Here is a 14,783-nt window from a genome sequence, read left to right on the forward strand (position 1 = left end):
GGAGCGAATTATGTCTACATATGCAGCTCAACTACCACGCATTAAAATTGCTCGGCTGGGATAATGCACCAATTTACCAATGTGGCTGTGGCAATTCCGCCTGTTTAGACACCTATCTTTCAGGGCGAGGCTTTGAAATGCTTTACCGCGATCTCAAAGGGGAAAGCCTATCTGCCAAAGAAATTATTCAGCGTTTTTATGCCGAAGATCAAAGTGCGGTGGAATTTGTGGCAATGTTTGTGGAACTCGCTGCCATTTCTATCGGCAACATCATCACCGCCCTTGATCCCCATCTCATTGTGCTAGGCGGTGGCTTGTCGAACTTTGATTATCTCTACCAAGCCTTATCCAAAGCCCTCCCCAACCACTTAATGCGAAGTGCCAAAGTGCCAGCAATTAAAAAAGCCAAATACGGCGATTCCGGCGGCGTGCGTGGGGCGGCAGCGTTGTTTCTTTCTCGTTAAAGATAACCCCTCATTTTTTCAGCAAATTTAACCGAACGGGGCAAACCCTCGCTCGGTTTTTTTCGTTTTCTTATCAGCTTATAAAACAGGCATGTTCTCTTAAAAGTGCGGTGGTTTTTTAAACCATTTTTCATCATCTCCCCTCTTAAAATTAGATTAAATATTCAACAATTTCAAGGGAGTATACTCCCTGTTGTTCTCTCTTTACAGAGAGAACAAAACCCTTTGCCGAAAGGAAAAAATCTTGTTACTTCGATTGAAATATGTACAACAGAGAGAAGGGAATATTCTCACTGCTTTTTTCTTTGTGAAAACCTTTCTCTTTGCATTATCGTTTCAATCATTGGTTTAAATCACTTTATATAAGGAAAACACAATGAAATTCACAAAAACATTATTAACCACCGCTCTTTTTTCATTTTCTGTATTAAGTGCCTCGCCAATGGCATATGCGGTTTCAGATCCAATAACACAGTTCCAACAAGGCGTTGATGCGTATGAACGCAGTGATTTTATTACCGCATTGCAATTATGGAAGCCTTTAGCCGAGCAGGGAGATGCAAGTGCTCAATTTAATTTGGCTTTGATGTATCATAAGGGAAAAGGGGTAAAACCGGATTATTTCCAAGCGGTGAAATGGTATCAAAAAGCGGCAGATCAGGGAGATGTAGATGCTCAATTTAATTTGGCTTTGATGTATGACGATGGGAAGGGAGTAAAACAAGATTATTTCCAAGCGTTTAAATGGTATCAAAAAGCCGCAGAGCAGGGATTGGCAAAGGCTCAATTTAATTTGGCTTTGATGTATGAAAATGGACAAGGAGTAAAACAGGATTATTTCCAAGCGGTGAAATGGTATCAAAAAGCGGCAGAGCAGGGAAATGCAAAGGCTCAATTTAAATTGGCTTTGATGTATGAAAATGGACAAGGAGTAAAACAGGATTATTTCCAAGCGGTGAAATGGTATCAAAAAGCGGCAGAGCAGGGAAATGCAAAGGCTCAATTTAAATTGGGGATAATGTATAGCTTAGGACAAGGTGTTAAACAAGATCTCAATCTTGCCAAAATGTGGGCAGGCAAAGCCTGTAAGAATGAACACCCAAAAGGGTGTGAGTTATATCGTATGTTAAATGAAGGAGAATAAATGCGAGCAAAATTAGCCTTATCTGCGAAGCGGGATTAGATATGGGGTGCTACAGTTAATGGGATTCCTGTTGCAGATACTCCATCTGGAAAGGATATTATTTGCCCAGTAACCTCTTCAATTATGACGGATCTTTTACCGAATGCAGAGCAAGTTTCATTCAGTACAGAACAAGAATTATTGCAAAAAGTGCAATCTTCCACTTTAGAGCAAATAGTTGTTGATGCAAAAACAGAAAATGATTTAGAAATAATTGCTCATGTTATTGATCACTTAGGTAAGTCAGTGATTCCTGTAGGGTCAGCAGGTTTGGCTAATAAATTAAAACTTCAGACATTACCCTCTTCAAATAATAAGAGAGCTTTAACTCATGGAAGAAGCCTAATCTTGGTAACATCTATCCACGAAACTAGCCAAAATCAAGTTGATGAATATATTGCACACAATGGCGGTGATTCAATAGTTTTTAACCCATCTCCGTCACAATTACTCAATCATAAAATCTCGGCAAAAGCATTAAGAGAACAATTAAATGCATTAATTACCTCTAGTGAAGCTGACGTCATCATTAGAGCTAATCCAACAAAAGTTGTTAGTGCAGAAAACGATATAAATATGATTGCTAGAACACTTGCAAAGGATTTGGCTGAATTAAGTTTATATTGTTTAAATCATAAACATTTTGATCATTTAATTTTATTTGGTGGTGATGGGGCTGCGACACTCTTGGAGCAAATGAATGTCACAGAGATGAAATTGCTTTATTCGATCGTTCCGGGAGTACCGGTCTGTCAGATTCAAAATGGACAATATAAAAATTTAACTGTAATGACAAAATCAGGAGGTTTCGGAAATAATCACTTATTAAGTGATATTATGAAATTGAATTAACATTAATGTATTGCCGACTATTTGAGAAAAACAAAAATTTAGTGAATAATTAATATATTCTTAAACGTTTCAACACGCATTGTCTTTAATGCGTGTTTTCTCATACTTAGGGGCGAATATGTCTGCAGACCGTTTAGATCAAATCCTGTTATTTTTAAAAAATCATAATTTGGCAACTGTTGATCAGCTAGTGAAAGCAACAAATGCATCGCCAGCAACAATTCGTCGCGATTTGATTAAACTTAATCAGCAAGGAACGATTATCCGAACTCACGGCGGTGTGAGTCTAAATCAGTTTATTCCATTTCAACCTACCACTAATGAAAAGCAACTGAAGTTTATGGTGGAAAAGGATCGGATTGCAGAATATGTTTCTTCTTTTATCAGTGCAGGAGATTCTATCGTTTTAGATGCAGGAACAACAACGCTGAGCATTGCAAAAAAAATTGCTCATTTACCATTAAGAGTAATTACTACAGATCTTCATATTGCGCTTTTCTTGTCCGAATATAAACAAATTGAATTAATGATTACAGGAGGCTATATCGACAGTTCTAGCCAATCATGCATTGGTAATCACAGCCTTTCTTTATTGAATAATATTTATCCGGATTTAGCTTTTATTAGCTGTAATTCGTGGAGTTTAGAGAGAGGAGTAACTGCTCCAACAGAAGAAAAAGCCGAGTTAAAAAGTGCTTTGTTACAGCACGCTAAACGTCGAGTATTAGTTGCTGATAGTAGTAAATATGGCAAGTATTCTTTATTTGGTGTAGCAAAACTATCTGAATTTACTGATATTGTGACGGATGATAATTTAATTAGCTCCATACGTCCTATTTTATCGAAAGAAAATTTTAAATTAGTGTTAACCTGAAAAAAGCTGTCGTAAATTAGTTTTTGAGTTGATTTAATCATTTTAGTGAGATCTGTTAAGTATACACCATGCTGTTTTCTGAAATTGTATTAATATTGCATTCATACCAATAAGATCTTGCACCCTACTTTATAGGTAGAGTGCAAGCTTGTTAATTATTTTTTATTTTGATAAATCAATACCGCTCTATCATCAAAGCTATAACTTCCTTTTGCAACGCCTTTTGTTGAAGGATGCTTTATTCTCATTCTATCTGATTTTAAGGTGCTATGTAGTTCTTCTTCGTAAGCCTGAATAGAAGGCTCTTTAGGGTAGGTTTCATAACCATCAGAACTAAGTTCAATAATTTTTGGTGTATGATCAAACTTCCAAACTTTTAATTCGGAATTAGGAATATCAAAACCATCAATTGCCCAAAATTGAAATGCTTTCGGGGCATTTGGGTTATTTTGAAATTCAGATTGACGTTTTAGCAATGGTAAAATGTAAAAACGACCTAAATCATTTTCAGCCACTTGTTCATCAGTTAAGCCTAGTTCTTTAATCACTTTCACTCGCAAAGCACTATTTAAGGTATCGACTAATTTCTCCTCATCATTATAAGCAATGCCATCAATTCTTGCTTTAGAATCACCAATTGCAACTAATTCATTGGTATCAAAGTTATACCAAATTAATGTTGCAGTTGGGCGAAAAAGCGGATTTTTAGCAAAATCAATGTCTTTATTTTGCGAATAAAATTTTTGATATTCCGCATTGATCCGTTTCAGAACCTCTTCTTTAGGTGTGTTTGGCGGTAAAGATTGGAAAACAGTTTGAATAATATCTCGGCTTACACGTCCCCCTTTTTTGCCATCATATTTTTTCCCTGATTTATCTGTCGCCCCATCAAAAACGGCTAGATAATGTTCATTAAAGAATAGCCCATCTTCACATTGTGCATTATTTTTTTCGCCTGCTCCAATTTTTGATTGAATAAAATAGTTTACTTTTCCGTGAGTAAGTACTTCTTGCTGAGGTTTATCATAAACTAAATCATCAGTGGCAAATGCTTGTAAAGAAAGCATACTAAGTAAACATAAAGCAAACTTTTTCATTTTCACTCCTTATTTAAAATAGCGTTTCGCATTATCAAAACAAATGTTTTTGACCATTTGTCCGAGTAAATCGAGATCATTAGGAGCTTCGCCGTTTTCTACCCAATTTCCCATCATTTCACATAAAATTCTGCGGAAATATTCGTGGCGAGTGAAAGAGAGGAAGCTACGGGAATCGGTGAGCATTCCGACAAACTGGCTTAACAGTCCAAGTTGAGCCAGTTGTTGTAGTTGGCGTTGCATTCCGTCTTTTTGATCGTTGAACCACCAGCCTGAGCCGAATTGGATTTTTCCTGCAATGCCTCCTGTTTGGAAGTTACCAATCATACTAGCGATCATTTCGTTATCGCGGGGGTTTAGACAATACAAGATCGTTTTTGGAAGCTGGTTGGTTTGATCCATTAAATCCAACAAATTTGCTAACGGTTCGGCATAAGTGCGATCGCCAATGGAATCAAAACCACTGTCTGCCCCTAATAAACGAAACATTCGCGTATTATTATTGCGTAAAGCTCCAATGTGCATTTGCATCACCCACTGGCGTTCACCATATTCTTTGGCAAGCCAAACTAAAAGTGCGGTGCTAAATTGAGCGATTTTTTCTTCGTCTAATGTTTTACCTTGTAAACGTTGTTGTAAAATTTGATCTAAAACTCGTTCTTCAGGAATTGGGGCAAAACGAACAATTTCCATCCCGTGATCAGCAGATTTACAGCCATTACGATCAAAATGTTCAAGGCGTTTTGATAAGGCTTGTTTCAATGTATCAAAGGAACAGATCTCAATATCACTTACTTCTGAAAGTTGAGAGATATATTTGGAAAATCCATCAAGCTCGATTTTGAATGCTTTATCTGGACGCCAACTTGGCACAACTTCAATATTAAAGCTAAGATCATTGGCAATTTGTTGATGATATTCAAGGCTGTCAATTGGATCGTCTGTTGTGCCAGACAGCTGAACATTCATCTGCTGCATTATGCCACGTGCTGAAAATTCGGGCTGTTGCAACATTTCATTGCATTGATGCCAAATTTTTTCGGCTGAGTCAGGGTTAAATAAGATTTGAGTAATGCCAAAAGGGCGGCGTAATTCCAAATGCGTCCAATGATAAATCGGGTTACCAAGACAAAGCGGAACGGTTTTCGCCCAAGCGAGGTATTTTTCATAGTTTGACGCATTTCCTGTAATGAGGTTTTCATCAATGCCCGCCGTTCGCATTGCTCGCCATTTGTAATGATCCCCTTCTAACCAAATTTCACTGAGATCGTTAAATTGACGATTTTCCGCAATATCTTTCGGGCTAAGGTGGCAGTGATAATCAAAAATCGGCTGTGGTGCGGCGTATTGATGATAAAGCAATTTTGCTGTTTCACTGGATAATAAAAAATCCTGATCCATAAACGCTTTCATTTTACACCCCACTATATGCAGAGAATCCACCATCAACAGGAATGATGACACCATTAACGAAACTGGAATATTGGCTGTCGATCAAAAATAATAATGCCCCTAATAATTCTTCTGGTTCACCAAAACGTGCCATTGGGGTGTTGGTGAGAATTTTATTGGCTCGGGCGGTTGGATTGCCATTTTCATCAAATAATAATGCCCTATTTTGGTTGCTGACAAGAAAGCCTGGGGCGATGGCGTTACAGCGAATCCCCACTTTTGAGAAATAGACGGCAAGCCATTGAGTGAAGTTGCTGATTGCCGCTTTGGCTCCCGAGTAAGCAGGGATTTTAGTGAGCGGCGTAAAGGCGTTCATACTGGAAATATTGACGATATTTGCTCCTGCTTTCCCCATCATATCTTTGGCGAAAACTTGGGTTGGCAATAATGTACCTAAGTAATTGAGATTAAATACAAATTCGATGCCTGATTTGTCCAAATCAAAGAAAGTTTTAGTATGTTCCGGTAAATCCAGTTGATGAAATTCGTTATCGGTTGTTGCTTTAGGATTATTACCACCAGCACCATTAATTAAAATGTCACAAGTGCCGAAATCTTCTGCAATAATATTACGTGTTTGTTGAATACTTTCTAAATCAAGTACATTGGTTTTATAAGCTTTTGCGATTCCACCTTGTTGGGTGATTTCATTAGCTACTTTATTTGCCGCTTCTAAATTGATATCAAGTAATGCAATTTTTGCTTGAGTTTTTGCTAATTCTTTTGCCAAAAAGGCGCAAAGCACACCGCCAGCTCCGGAAATGACAATTACTTTGTCTTTGAAATTATGGTTTTTGGATATCTCTATCATAATATAATACCTCTTAAAATCTTAAGCGACACACTATTGGTATTAGAATGTCGCTATCTATTTGATTTATTTACCTAATTCCTCAATGCGCTCGATATAGCCTTTTAATACAGGATTTTGTTTGGCTGTATCGTGCATACTTTTAACTGCGTCAATAAATGGTTGTTTATCTACTTCAATAAATTGCACATTTAATTGTGTTTTTGCTTTTTCAACCTCTTCAGCAATCATTTTGGTCCAGAGATCTTTGTGATACATCATAGAGTCATTGGCTGCTTTTTTAAGGGCGGCTTGTTGTTCTGGAGTAAGTTTATTCCAAGATTTAGTACTGATTAATAAAACATCTGGAATCATAGTGTGTTGATCTTCACTAAAGAATTTTGCAACTTCACCGTGACGAGCGAGAGTTAATGCTGTTTCATTATTTTCAGCACCATCAACAACTTTTTGCTGTAATGCGGTATAGAGTTCACCGTAGGCGAGAGGAGTTGGTGAGGCTCCCATTAATTTGATCATTTCAACTGCTGTTGGGCTTGGTTGTACACGAATTTTTAGACCTTTAAGATCGGCAGGTGTTTTAATTGGTTTATTCGCATAAAAACTTCTTGCACCACCATCATAATAAGTAAGACCAATGAATCCTTTGTCTTTAGAAGATTCAAGAATTTTTTGCCCAACATCTTTATCGACTAAGGCTTTATAATAGTGTTCTCTATCTTTGAATAAATATGGTAAGTTGAATGCACCGTATTCTGCTTCAAAGGCTTCCATTTCACTAGCATTTGATTTTGCCATATCTAATGAGCCTGATTGTAATAACTCCATTGATTCTCTCTGTGTGCCGAGTTGGCTATTTGGATAGATGCGAATAATGACTTCACCGTTAGTCAGTGTCTTTACTTCATCAGCCATATATTGCATAGAAATATGTACAGGATGGGTTTTGTCGTTGTTATGGCTAAGTTTCAATACGGTTTTAGCTTGAACTGAAAAGGCAACACCCATTGATAAAAGCGTTGTTAAAGCGGTAGAAAGAATAGTTTTTTTCATAAAAGTTACTCCTGCCAGTTAGCAAAATAAAAAGATGAAAGGTTAAAGAGGTGAACCAATCATATCCTTTACAACGATGTTAAATGCGTTGTTGGCTTAAATATAATCATATTGAAAAAGAGTTCAATCCAATTTTTCTAAATTGGTGAACCAGATCACAAAATTTAAATCTTCTTGTTGATTTTTTTCTTATTTTGAACAGAATTGGAATACCAATTTGAAAAGGGGAGATAATTGGTATGGAAAAGTTCATTAATTTAATTAATAAAATCCTTTCAACAATGTGTGTCATTTTGTGTTCAGTATTGGTGTGCTGCGTGGTATGGCAGGTTTTTTCTCGTTATATCCTTAATACGCCTAGTACCTACACTGATGAAATGGCGCGTTTTTTGTTTATTTGGGTTGGTCTTATCGGTGCAGCTTATGCATTAGGGAAAAAGAAACATTTAGCGATTGATTTATTAGCCACGAAATTGGAAGCAGATCCTAAAAAACAGTGTTTGTTAAATCTATTTATTAATCTTGTTGGAATCGCCTTTTCTACCATTATTATGTGTTACGGTGGATTTAAATTGGTACAGGATACAATAGTTCACGGTCAGATCTCACCAGTACTGGGTATTGAAATGGGCTTGGTATATATGGCTATTCCAATTAGCGGTATTTTTATGCTGATTTATCTAATTCGTGATGTATTGGATAACGTTAAAATGATTTCTCATTAGTTTCGGAGGCATATTATGGAATGGTCTACAGTTATTGTATTAAGTTCTAGCTTTTTCATACTCCTTTTTATAGGAGTTCCTATCTCTTTTTCAATTGGTATTGCATCATTATTAACCATAATGTTGTCATTGCCGTTCGACTCAGCTATTGCTGTTATTTCGCAAAAAATGGCATCCGGCTTGGATAGTTTTTCTCTTTTAGCAATTCCTTTTTTTATTCTCGCAGGAAATATTATGAACAGAGGTGGAATTGCATTACGCCTTATTGAGTTTGCTAAAGTAATTGGTGGGCGATTACCTGGCTCATTGGCACACGTTAATGTGCTTGCCAATATGATGTTTGGTTCTATTTCAGGCTCTGCGGTGGCTTCTGGGGCGGCAATGGGCGGTATAATGTCGCCATTACAGAAAAAAGAAGGCTATGATCCTGCTTTTTCAACGGCAGTAAATATCGCCTCTTGCCCTACAGGATTATTAATTCCGCCAAGTAATACCTTCATTGTTTATTCATTAATTTCAGGTGGTACCTCCATCGGAGCATTATTCTTGGCTGGATATATTCCAGGGATTTTGATGGGATTATCGATTATGTTGATTATCGGATTTATTGCGAAAAAACGTCATTATCCGGTTTCGCCAAAACCAACTTGCCAAGAGGCTTTGAAAAAAACATTGGATGCTTTACCAAGTCTTGGATTAATTATTGTAATTATGGGCGGTATTATTGGTGGTATTTTTACTGCTACAGAAGCATCTGCGTTTGCTGTTGTATATACCTTAATTTTAGCAATGGTTATTTATAGAGAAGTGAAATTAAAAGAACTTCCTCAAATTATTTTAGATTCTGTAGTGACCACAGCGATTGTTTTGTTATTGATTGGAACTTCTATGGGGATGTCTTGGGCAATGGCAAATGCTGATATACCTTATACAATCAGCGATGCTTTATTAGCCGTTTCAGATAATCCAATCATCATTTTGCTTATCATCAATATTATTTTGTTGGTTGTTGGTGTATTTATGGATATGACTCCGGCATTACTTATTTTCACACCAATTTTCTTACCTATTGTTACTGAATTAGGAATGGATCCTGTTCATTTCGGTATATTAATGGCATTCAATCTTTCTATTGGTATTTGTACACCGCCAGTAGGTAGTGCATTATTTATTGGTTGCTCAGTAGGTGGCGTAAAAATAAATCAGGTTATTAAACCATTGCTACCTTTTTATTTTGCATTAGTTCTTAGTTTGTTATTAATTACATATATCCCTAATATTAGCCTATTTTTACCGAGAGTTTTATTAGGATATTAATTAAAATTGGGAGAGAAATAAAATGAAAACATTAAAGAATTGGAATTTACAATATCAGCAAAATAATAGAATAGATATTGAATGTGAATATGGTTTTTTTCTGCATATTTTTGTATTAGAAGAAGATATATTTAGAATTGCTTTTGCAAAAGATCATCAATTTAGATTGCCTAATACTTGGGCTATTTCACCGAATCAACCTGATATTGAATGGACGGGACGAGATAAGTGGTCCGTAGATGGATTTAGTTTGCCTCAATATCAGTTGACTAAAGGAGATGAAACGTTAGAAATTTCAACTGAAAAGTTGAAAGTGATTATTCACCATCCATTATGGTTGGAATGGCAATATAAAACAGAATTAGGAAATTGGGAAACAATTGCTAGAGATAGGAAGACAGGTGCATATTTAATGGGAATATCACAGAATAAAACTTCTCATTTTATGCAAAGAAATACTTCAGAATATTATTATGGATTAGGAGAAAAAACAGGAAATTTGAATCGTTATGGTCGTAGATTTGAAATGAGAAATCTTGATGCAATGGGTTATAATGCAGAGAAAACGGATCCTCTTTATAAACATATTCCATTTTATATTACACATAATGAGCAGGGAAGTTATGGAATTTACTATGATAATTTATCAAATTGTTGGTTCGATTTAGGTAATGAGTTGGATAATTATCACGCTTATTATCGTTCTTATCGGGCAGAAGATGGAGACTTGGATTATTATTTTATTTTAGGACCTAAAATTATTGATGTTACTAAAAAATATTGTCGCCTTACTGGTGGAACTATATTTGGACCTAAATGGAGTTTAGGTTATAGCGGTTCGACAATGCATTATACAGATGCTACGGATGCACAAGAACAGTTAAAAAAATTTGTTGATTTATGTAAACAATATAATATTCCTTGTGATTCATTTCAATTATCTTCCGGCTATACTTCTATTAAAGATAAACGTTATGTTTTTAATTGGAATAGGGAAAAAATCCCTCAACCAAAGGAAATGACCAATTATTTCCATCAAGGGGGAATGAATTTAGCGGCTAATATTAAGCCTTGTTTATTGCAAGATCATCCTAAATATCAACAAGCGTGTGAAGAAGGGTTATTTATTAAAGATTCTCAATCTGAAGGTCCGGAAAGATCTATGTTTTGGGATGATGAAGGTTCTCATTTAGATTTTACCAATCCAGCGACAATAAATTGGTGGAAGCAGAATGTAAAAACACAATTATTAGAATATGGTATTGATTCTACGTGGAATGATAATAACGAATTTGAAGTGTGGGATGAACAGGCACGTTGTTATTATTTTGGTAATGAAAAGCCAATAAAATTATTACGCCCATTAATGCCATTATTAATGATGAAAGCCTCTTATGATGCACAGTTAGAATATAAACCAAATATAAGACCTTATTTAATTTCTCGTTCCGGTTCTCCGGGGATGAACCGTTATGTTCAAACTTGGAGTGGCGATAATCGAACCAGTTGGAATACGTTGAAATATAATATCAGAATGGGCTTAGGAATGAGCCTTTCAGCACTCTACAATGTTGGACACGATGTTGGTGGTTTTGCTGGTGATAAACCTGATCCAGAATTATTTGTGCGATGGGTTCAAAATGGTGTGATGCATCCTCGTTTTACTATTCATTCTTGGAATGATGATCATACAGTAAATGAACCTTGGATGTATCCGCAAGTAACGGAAATCATTAGAGCAACTATACGTTTGCGTTATCATTTAATGCCGTACTTGTATAACTTGCTATGGATGGCTCATAAAGATAATGAACCAATACTAAGACCGACTTTTTTAGATCACGAATATGATCATAAAACATTTGATGAAACAGATGATTATCTATTAGGCAGGGATTTATTGGTGGCTTCTATAGTTGAACCAAATCAGAGAGAAAGAAGCGTTTATTTACCTGATAATAATGTAGGTTGGTATGACTTTTGGACGCATCAATGGTATAGCGGTAAACAGACTATTACTGTATCGGCGCCTTTAGAACATATACCTTTATTTATTAAAGCAGGTACGATATTGCCATTGAACCCTTATAGTGGAAGTAATACAAAACAAGACGATTATCGTGAGTTGTTTATTGTTCCTTTTGTCGATAAAGGCGAAGTGGAATTACAAATTTTTGATGATGATGGTGAAAGTTTCGGATATTTAGAAGACAACTATTTATTAATAAATTGCCATCTGATTTGTGATGAAAACAGTATTAATCTCAAATTAAACCGTTCAGGTGCTTTCAGTCCTAAATATGACGTGCTACATTTCAAATTACCAAAAAATGAAAGCCGAGTTTTATTCGTTAATGGTAAACGGTTGGCACCAGAAGTATTGGTTCCTCTCTCTGAGATTAATTGCATTAACTAGGAAATCATAATGATTACTGAAGATTTGCGTTCTTATAAAAAAATAGGAAATGAATTAAAAAAACAACTATTTAATGGTACTTATCATATTGGTGATAAATTACCTACAGAAAGGGATTTAGCTGAGTTTTTTAATGTTAGCCGTACCGTAATCCGTGAAGCTCTGATTATGTTGGAGATTGAGGGGTTTGTTGAAGTAAGAAAAGGATCTGGAGTTTATCTTATTGATTTGCCCCGTATTGCGGAAAATGACGACTCATTAGAACAAATAGATGTTGGACCATTTGAGTTATTACAAGCTCGTCAACTTTTAGAAAGTAGTATTGCAGAGTTTGCAGCTATTCAAGCAACAAGAGCAGATATTACTAAATTAAAAGAAATCCTATTACGTGAGCGGCAAACTTTAGAACACGGTGATGAAGATTATGTAGCTGATGAAGATTTTCATCGCACTATTGCGGAGATTACTCAAAACGAAGTGATTATTCATATGCAGAAAGTGTTATGGGATTTGCGAACAAATAGCAAAATGTGGCAAGGATTACACGCCCATATACCAAATCAAAATTATCGTTATTTATGGATAAAAGATCACGAGAATATTGTATTTGCTATGCAAAAAAAAGATCCAGTATTAGCTCGTAAAGCAATGTGGCAGCATTTAGAAAATGTAAAACAGAAATTGTTTGAACTTTCTGACGTAGATGATCCAAATTTTGATGGGTATCTATTTAATCTAAGCCCTGTAGTGGTGGGAATTGAAACAAAATAAATATAACGACCAAAAGTACTATTAAGGAGTAAATTATGGAACAAACTTGGCGTTGGTACGGTCCTAACGATCCTGTATCATTAGCGGATATCAGACAAGCTGGAGCGACTGGTGTTGTGACAGCATTACATCATATTCCAAACGGTCAAATTTGGGATATTAATGAAATCAATCAGCGTAAACAGTTAATTGAACAGGCGGGATTGACTTGGTCTGTGGTGGAAAGTGTACCTGTACACGAGGAAATTAAGACCCAGACAGGCAATTATAAACAGTGGATTGAAAATTATAAGCAGACTTTGCGTAATTTAGCACAATGCGGTATTGATACGGTTTGTTACAATTTTATGCCTATTTTGGATTGGACTCGTACAGATTTGGCATACCAATTGCCAGATGGTTCTAAAGCACTTCGTTTTGATCAAATTGCATTTGCTGCGTTTGAATTATATATCTTAAAAAGACCGGGAGCAGAAGCAGTTTATACTGAACAGGAACGTCAAGCGGCAAAAGCCTATTATGACAAGATGTCAAAAGAGGAGATTGAGCAACTTACTCGTAATATTATTGCTGGTTTACCAGGGGCGGAAGAAGGCTATACGCTCGATGAATTTCAAGCTCAGTTAGATCGCTATAAGGATATTTCTCCAGAAAAATTTCGCACTCATTTGGCTTATTTCTTGCACGAAGTTGTGCCGGTTGCACAGGAAGTTGGCATTAAAATGGCGATTCATCCGGACGATCCTCCACGTCCGATTTTAGGTTTGCCTCGCATTGTATCAACAATAGAAGATATGCAATGGTTTGTGGAAACTGAACCTCTTCAAGCGAACGGTTTTACAATGTGTACCGGTTCTTATGGTGTGCGTTCTGATAATGATCTTGTTAAAATGACGAAACAGTTTGCTGATCGTATTTATTTTGCTCATTTGCGTTCAACTTGTCGTGAAGATAATCCTTTGAGCTTCCACGAAGCTGCTCATTTAGAAGGGGATGTGGATATGTTTAATGTAGTGAAAGCTTTATTAGATGAGGAATATCGCCGTTTGAATAATGGGGAAAAACGTTTAATTCCTATGCGACCAGATCACGGTCATCAAATGTTGGATGATCTGAAAAAGAAAACCAATCCAGGTTATTCTGCGATTGGGCGGTTACGTGGTTTAGCAGAATTTAGAGGATTAGAGTTGGCACTGAAGAAAATTTATTTTCAAAAATAACATTATTTTTTGTTAATATGAAAAAAGACTAATTTGCTAAATGGCAAATTAGTCTTTTGCTATCAAGTAGTTATGAATTTCCCTTCATAAAAGAAGCCTTGATTTCTTGATAAAAAGCTTCTTTCATTCTCCTGCTTTCATTCACATCAACACTTCCACCCATATGTTCAAATACCTCTGCTTTATTGTTTTTTCGCAAACGTATTGAGCGAGCAAGATAGCTGTTTCCGTGAATTTTTCCCATTAATCGGCGTAATTTAATCGTATCACGAAAACTGAATGGCGCAATGAAGTCAATAAACCATAGTCGCTCTCCACTTTGCCAATCTTGGTAGCGTAATGAGTTAGGATCTAAGATATAGCGTTTTTCAGCTTCCGCACTTAACCACGCCCAACTGGCATAGCCGATAGGCATTCCTTCCTCATTGACCAGTAGTCTACATTGCGCTTTTTCTATTGCAGGAATAATGTAATGTATCGCTGATTCAATTGGCCAGCGACGATGTAGAGCCGAATGGCTCCACAGCCACATTACTTTTCCTAAAGTTGAG

General features: G+C 36.2%; 13 protein-coding genes and 1 pseudogene. 9 read left to right on the forward strand and 5 right to left on the reverse strand.

Features of this window, described 5'->3' with window-relative positions; translation table 11 throughout:
* Nucleotides 1-17 precede the first annotated feature (17 nt).
* The 4 genes and pseudogenes from P375_RS03190 to P375_RS03205 all read left to right on the forward strand — a co-directional run.
* Nucleotides 18-464: pseudogene (locus tag P375_RS03190) on the forward strand (ROK family protein); the annotation flags it as partial.
* A gap of 376 nt (nt 465-840) precedes the next feature.
* A complete protein-coding gene (locus tag P375_RS03195) occupies nt 841-1,608 on the forward strand; it encodes a tetratricopeptide repeat protein (RefSeq protein WP_039134268.1) in 768 nt (255 codons plus the stop codon).
* Nucleotides 1,609-1,671: 63 nt separating this feature from the next.
* Nucleotides 1,672-2,499 carry a nucleotide-binding domain containing protein gene (locus tag P375_RS03200; protein WP_280643090.1) on the forward strand — a complete coding sequence of 276 codons (828 nt, stop codon included), beginning with the start codon at nt 1,672-1,674 and terminating at the stop codon, nt 2,497-2,499.
* A 118-nt stretch (nt 2,500-2,617) separates the two neighbouring features.
* Nucleotides 2,618-3,373 (forward strand): DeoR/GlpR family DNA-binding transcription regulator, encoded by a 756-nt coding sequence (locus P375_RS03205; RefSeq protein ID WP_039081680.1) that lies wholly within the window; start codon nt 2,618-2,620, stop codon nt 3,371-3,373.
* Nucleotides 3,374-3,528: 155 nt separating this feature from the next.
* Here the strand turns inward: P375_RS03205 and P375_RS03210 are convergent, their stop codons facing one another.
* The 4 genes from P375_RS03210 to P375_RS03225 all read right to left on the reverse strand — a co-directional run bounded on the left by P375_RS03210 (nt 3,529) and on the right by P375_RS03225 (nt 7,783).
* Nucleotides 3,529-4,470, reverse strand: a complete 942-nt coding sequence (locus P375_RS03210; RefSeq protein ID WP_039134270.1) for a hypothetical protein — start codon at nt 4,468-4,470, stop codon at nt 3,529-3,531.
* 9 nt (nt 4,471-4,479) lie between these two features.
* Nucleotides 4,480-5,883 carry a glucuronate isomerase gene (gene uxaC, locus P375_RS03215; protein WP_039134273.1) on the reverse strand — a complete coding sequence of 468 codons (1,404 nt, stop codon included), beginning with the start codon at nt 5,881-5,883 and terminating at the stop codon, nt 4,480-4,482.
* A gap of 1 nt (nt 5,884) precedes the next feature.
* Nucleotides 5,885-6,730 carry an SDR family oxidoreductase gene (locus P375_RS03220; RefSeq protein ID WP_039134332.1) on the reverse strand — a complete coding sequence of 282 codons (846 nt, stop codon included), beginning with the start codon at nt 6,728-6,730 and terminating at the stop codon, nt 5,885-5,887.
* A 69-nt stretch (nt 6,731-6,799) separates the two neighbouring features.
* Entirely contained in the window at nt 6,800-7,783 is a 984-nt protein-coding gene (locus tag P375_RS03225; protein WP_039091230.1) for a TRAP transporter substrate-binding protein, read from the reverse strand.
* Nucleotides 7,784-8,022: 239 nt separating this feature from the next.
* On the opposite strand from P375_RS03225, the gene P375_RS03230 reads away from it, so the two are divergent.
* From P375_RS03230 to uxuA, 5 genes are read left to right on the forward strand one after another with little or no spacing between them, the layout of a single operon-like run.
* Nucleotides 8,023-8,508 carry a TRAP transporter small permease gene (locus P375_RS03230; RefSeq protein WP_039134276.1) on the forward strand — a complete coding sequence of 162 codons (486 nt, stop codon included), beginning with the start codon at nt 8,023-8,025 and terminating at the stop codon, nt 8,506-8,508.
* A gap of 15 nt (nt 8,509-8,523) precedes the next feature.
* Nucleotides 8,524-9,825 (forward strand): TRAP transporter large permease, encoded by a 1,302-nt coding sequence (locus tag P375_RS03235; protein WP_039134284.1) that lies wholly within the window; start codon nt 8,524-8,526, stop codon nt 9,823-9,825.
* Between the two features lie 22 nt (nt 9,826-9,847).
* A complete protein-coding gene (locus tag P375_RS03240; protein WP_039134286.1) occupies nt 9,848-12,241 on the forward strand; it encodes a TIM-barrel domain-containing protein in 2,394 nt (797 codons plus the stop codon).
* 9 nt (nt 12,242-12,250) lie between these two features.
* The gene (locus P375_RS03245) at nt 12,251-13,012 is read left to right on the forward strand and encodes an FCD domain-containing protein (protein ID WP_039134288.1); all 762 of its coding nucleotides are present in this window, start codon (nt 12,251-12,253) and stop codon (nt 13,010-13,012) included.
* 35 nt (nt 13,013-13,047) lie between these two features.
* Entirely contained in the window at nt 13,048-14,232 is a 1,185-nt protein-coding gene (gene uxuA / locus P375_RS03250; RefSeq protein WP_039134290.1) for a mannonate dehydratase, read from the forward strand.
* A gap of 70 nt (nt 14,233-14,302) precedes the next feature.
* Here uxuA and P375_RS03255 read toward each other — a convergent pair whose 3' ends face one another.
* Nucleotides 14,303-14,764 carry a toxin-activating lysine-acyltransferase gene (locus tag P375_RS03255; protein WP_080735123.1) on the reverse strand — a complete coding sequence of 154 codons (462 nt, stop codon included), beginning with the start codon at nt 14,762-14,764 and terminating at the stop codon, nt 14,303-14,305.
* Nucleotides 14,765-14,783: the final 19 nt, after the last annotated feature.

The organism is Gallibacterium genomosp. 2 (genome assembly GCF_000771895.1).
Classification (GTDB): Bacteria; Pseudomonadota; Gammaproteobacteria; order Enterobacterales; family Pasteurellaceae; genus Gallibacterium.

Excerpts from the sequence above, each read along its gene's own strand:
- P375_RS03195 (WP_039134268.1), top strand. The coding sequence starts at position 841 with ATGAAATTCACAAAAACATTATTAACCACCGCTCTTTTTTCATTTTCT.
- P375_RS03205 (WP_039081680.1), top strand. The coding sequence starts at position 2,618 with ATGTCTGCAGACCGTTTAGATCAAATCCTGTTATTTTTAAAAAATCAT.
- P375_RS03210 (WP_039134270.1), bottom strand. The coding sequence starts at position 4,470 with ATGAAAAAGTTTGCTTTATGTTTACTTAGTATGCTTTCTTTACAAGCA.
- uxaC (WP_039134273.1), bottom strand. The coding sequence starts at position 5,883 with ATGAAAGCGTTTATGGATCAGGATTTTTTATTATCCAGTGAAACAGCA.
- P375_RS03225 (WP_039091230.1), bottom strand. The coding sequence starts at position 7,783 with ATGAAAAAAACTATTCTTTCTACCGCTTTAACAACGCTTTTATCAATG.
- P375_RS03230 (WP_039134276.1), top strand. The coding sequence starts at position 8,023 with ATGGAAAAGTTCATTAATTTAATTAATAAAATCCTTTCAACAATGTGT.
- P375_RS03235 (WP_039134284.1), top strand. The coding sequence starts at position 8,524 with ATGGAATGGTCTACAGTTATTGTATTAAGTTCTAGCTTTTTCATACTC.
- P375_RS03240 (WP_039134286.1), top strand. The coding sequence starts at position 9,848 with ATGAAAACATTAAAGAATTGGAATTTACAATATCAGCAAAATAATAGA.
- P375_RS03245 (WP_039134288.1), top strand. The coding sequence starts at position 12,251 with ATGATTACTGAAGATTTGCGTTCTTATAAAAAAATAGGAAATGAATTA.
- uxuA (WP_039134290.1), top strand. The coding sequence starts at position 13,048 with ATGGAACAAACTTGGCGTTGGTACGGTCCTAACGATCCTGTATCATTA.
- P375_RS03255 (WP_080735123.1), bottom strand. The coding sequence starts at position 14,764 with ATGTGGCTGTGGAGCCATTCGGCTCTACATCGTCGCTGGCCAATTGAA.